Origin of the sequence: Bacillus sp. GMa5/1, from assembly GCF_050172015.1 — a bacterium.
GTDB classification, from domain to species: Bacteria; Bacillota; Bacilli; order Bacillales; family Bacillaceae_G; genus Bacillus_A; species Bacillus_A cereus.
This window is the reverse complement of sequence record NZ_JBNLYC010000282.1, coordinates 1-3,917: the sequence shown is the minus strand read 5'-3', so window position 1 is coordinate 3,917 and position 3,917 is coordinate 1. Positions and strand designations below refer to the sequence as shown.

Here is a 3,917-nt window from a genome sequence, read left to right as displayed (position 1 = left end):
ACAGAGATAATTAGGTAGAAATGATGGGGGATAGATACTATGCAAAAAATTATGATTGTTGAGGATGACAAGAAGATTGCAAGTTTACTTCAATCACATTTAATGAAATATGGGTACCAGGGCATAATTGCAACTGATTTTGAAACCATTTTGGATCACTTCTTATTCGTACAACCACATTTAGTGTTATTAGATGTCAATTTACCAAGATTTGATGGCTATTATTGGTGTCGGCAAATTCGTTCAGTATCTACATGTCCAATTATTTTTATATCTGCACGCAATGGCGAAATGGACCAAGTTATGGCTTTACAAAATGGCGCAGATGATTATATTACCAAACCTTTTTATTACGAGGTTGTAATTGCAAAAGTTCAAAGTCAGCTTCGTCGGGCGTATGGTAGTTATGCACCTAAATTAGGAGAACGTACAATAGAACAAACTGGATTAGTATTGTATCCAGAAAGAATGGAATTAAGATTGAATGGGAAACTGACAACCTTAACTAAAAAAGAAACAGAAATAATTCAGTTATTATTACTTCGCTCATCACGTGTTGTGAGCAGAGAGGCCATTTTAGATAAAATTTGGGAAGATTATAATTATGTTGATGATAATACACTAAGTGTACATATAACACGAACAAGAAAAAAGTTAGCAGAGCTAGGCATAGAAAATGCTTTAGAGACTGTAAGAGGTTCAGGATATAGACTCAATGTGACTTGGGAAAATGAGGTGTAAAGAATGAAGTTATTTATGCGTGAGCATGTCCCTTTTATATTGTATACAATCATACAATTATTCGTTGTATTACTTGTATATTGGTATGACGGCTATAATAACTTATTAACAGCAATATATGCTGTTTTTTTGGGCCTTTTTTTAATGACAGGATATCTATTATACCGATATTTTAGTCATCAAAAAATGTATAAAAAGTTATCCACCTCACCAGAAACATTACACGAATCTATAGAAGAACTAGATTCTACACCACTCTCTATTTCAATTAAGAACCTATTAAAAACACAATATCATTATTATCAAAGTCAAATAAAGTTATGGGAGCGAAAAAGGGAAGAACAGGTAACTTTTATGAATCAATGGGTACATCAAATGAAAACCCCCTTATCCGTGATTAGACTTATTACGCAAGACACGTATGATGAACGGTTTGAAAGTATAGCGGAAGAAGCAGATCAGATGAGACAAGGATTAGAGATGGTATTAAACATGGCGCGGCTAGAAACATTTGAGCAAGATTTTCAGGTAGACAAAGTTTTGTTACGTGAAATTGTAAATAAAGTGATACATGAAAATAAGAAATCATTTTTACACAATTATGTATATCCTGAAATTAACATCCCTTCCAATCTCATAGTGGAAACAGATACTAAGTGGATACAGTTTATGCTAAATCAAGTTATCATTAATGCTATTAAATATTCTAGCGGTAAACGAGAAAAAGTTACAATCTCTGCTTTTCAGAAAGAAGAGGGAATTATATTACGAGTTCAAGACCGGGGTATCGGTATCCCTAAATCTGATTTACCAAGAGTATTCCAACCTTTCTATACAGGAGAAAACGGTCGTTTATTTAAAGAATCAACGGGAATGGGATTGTATCTTGCAAAAGAAGTATCAGAAAAATTAAATGTATCGATTGAATTACAATCTGAATTTGGCTCAGGAACCATTGTAACTATCGTTTTCCCGAATATTAAGCACGGTTTCATATAATAAAAATCCCTTAGTTGATTTATCTTACACATTTGTAACCAAAATGAAAGATAAATCAATATGAGCGAATATCTGATTAAAATAAACTAGATAATATAGCAAATTGAAAGAGGTATATTTATGGGAATTTTAAAAGTAAAAGATATTTGTAAAATTTACAACGGGAAAATGGCATATGAAGCTTTGTCTAATATCGATTTAACCGTCCATGAAGGAGAATTAGTTGGAATTATGGGACCATCAGGAAGCGGTAAAACAACCCTTTTAAACATGATATCAACGATAGATTCTCCTACCACAGGGGAAATTCTTATTAACGGAGAAAATCCATTTCTTCTAAATATGAATGATTTATCATTATTTCGACGTAGGAATTTAGGGTTTATATTCCAATCTTTTAACCTACTTAATACACTGACAGTTAAAGAAAATATTATTTTACCTTTAACCCTAGAGGGTGCTGAACTAAAAGAAATGGATAATCTAGTTATACAATTAGCAGAAAAACTAGGTATCAAAGATATTTTAAATAACCGTACTTATGAAATTTCAGGCGGACAAGCACAGAGAGTGGCTATTGCAAGAGCTCTTATTCATAAACCAAAATTGGTGCTCGCGGATGAACCAACTGGGAATTTGGATTCAAAATCTGCTCAGGATGTGCTGGAATTATTAATGAAGGTAAATATGGAAGAAAAGGAAACAATATTACTTGTAACACATGACCCTAAAGCAGCAAGTTATTGTAATCGTGTTATCTTTATTAAGGATGGAAAATTCTATAATGAGATATATTGTGGAGATAATCGCGAAGCCTTTTATCAAAAGATCATGAATACCTTGTCTTTCATAGGAGGGGAAAATGTATGACGTTTCAGCAATTCGCGTTTAATAACATCCTACGTAATAAACGTATTTATCTTGGACATTTTTTTAGTAGTACATTTGCAGTTATGGTCTTTTTCATCTATGGATTATTAATTTATCATCCTAACTTACAAGGAGAACTTACTAACGCGAGTATAACTATGAACACGCTGGGGAATATAGGTCTTCAGGTTTCACAGTATCTAACATGGTTCTTCTCATTTTTATTTATTTTATATTCTGTCAGTACTTTTTTGAAAACGAGAAAAAAAGAATTTGGAATTTTAATGATTCAAGGTATGTCCTATCGACAACTAAACAAGCTAATATTAATTGAAAATATGTTAATTGCTTTTCTGTCGATTATAGTTGGGATTGGAATTGGGCTTGCTTTTTCTAAATTAATCTTATTAATTAGTGCCTCTATTTTATCTTTAAAAGATGGACTTCCATTTTATTTTCCAATTAAAGCAATTACTATTACTAGTGCAGCTTTCATTATTTTGTTTGTTTTAATTTCGATAGTTACTTCTAGGTTGGTAAAAGTAAACTTAGTGGTGGAACTATTAAAATCCGAAGAAAAGCCTAAACCAGAGCCTAGAAGTTCTATTGCATTGACAGTGTTATCGATTATTTTGATTGGGCTAGGGTATTTCGTAACATTTTATATATCAATCGGAAAAGATTATATGAATGAATATCAATTACTTATATTGACTGGGTTAGGCGTCGCCCTTGTTGTAATCGGCACATATTTCTTCTTTACACAATTAAGTGTCTATGTAATGCGTTTACTTAAGAAAAGATCAAATTTGTTTTATAAAAAAACAAATTTGTTAACATTCTCAGATTTAATTTATCGTTTACAAGACAATGCAAAAACATTCTTTATTGTCTCAATTGTTTCAGCTATGGCATTTACTGCAATAGGGATTTGCGCCGCGATAGGAAATTCTAGATTAGCTGAAGGAAAAAGTCCATATGCATTTAAATATGTATCATTTCAAGGAAATGTATATGAAGAAAAACATGTAGCTGAAATAAAAAAACAACTAGAAAAGGCCCATTTTCAATATATCCTAGTTTTTCCAAAGTTTATAACAACAGAAAATGGAAGGACCTTAATCAGATTAACGGATTATAATGAATATGTTCAAAAGCTGGGGTATCCAGTGGAAAGCTTAAAAAATGATAAAGAAAGTTTGATAATAACATCTAAGAAAGCAAAGAAGGGTAAAAATGAAGAAATTGAAAAGCAGAAAAATATGCAAATTACACAAGGTAACTTACATTTAAATCTTCCTATTCAA

General features: G+C 31.6%; 4 protein-coding genes. All 4 read left to right on the top strand.

What is annotated here, in order from left to right:
- The first annotated feature begins 39 nt into the window (after positions 1-39).
- Positions 40-741, top strand: coding sequence for a response regulator transcription factor (locus tag ACQGSG_RS27330; protein WP_426948505.1), 702 nt, complete (start codon positions 40-42; stop codon positions 739-741).
- A gap of 3 nt (positions 742-744) precedes the next feature.
- On the top strand, positions 745-1,740 hold the full coding sequence (locus ACQGSG_RS27325) for a sensor histidine kinase (protein WP_426948503.1): 996 nt from the start codon (positions 745-747) through the stop codon (positions 1,738-1,740).
- A gap of 120 nt (positions 1,741-1,860) precedes the next feature.
- On the top strand, positions 1,861-2,610 hold the full coding sequence (locus ACQGSG_RS27320; protein WP_426948501.1) for an ABC transporter ATP-binding protein: 750 nt from the start codon (positions 1,861-1,863) through the stop codon (positions 2,608-2,610).
- Positions 2,607-3,917, top strand: a 1,311-nt coding sequence (locus ACQGSG_RS27315; protein ID WP_426948499.1) for an ABC transporter permease, incomplete at its 3' end; no start/stop codon positions are given. The genes ACQGSG_RS27320 and ACQGSG_RS27315, both read left to right, overlap by 4 nt.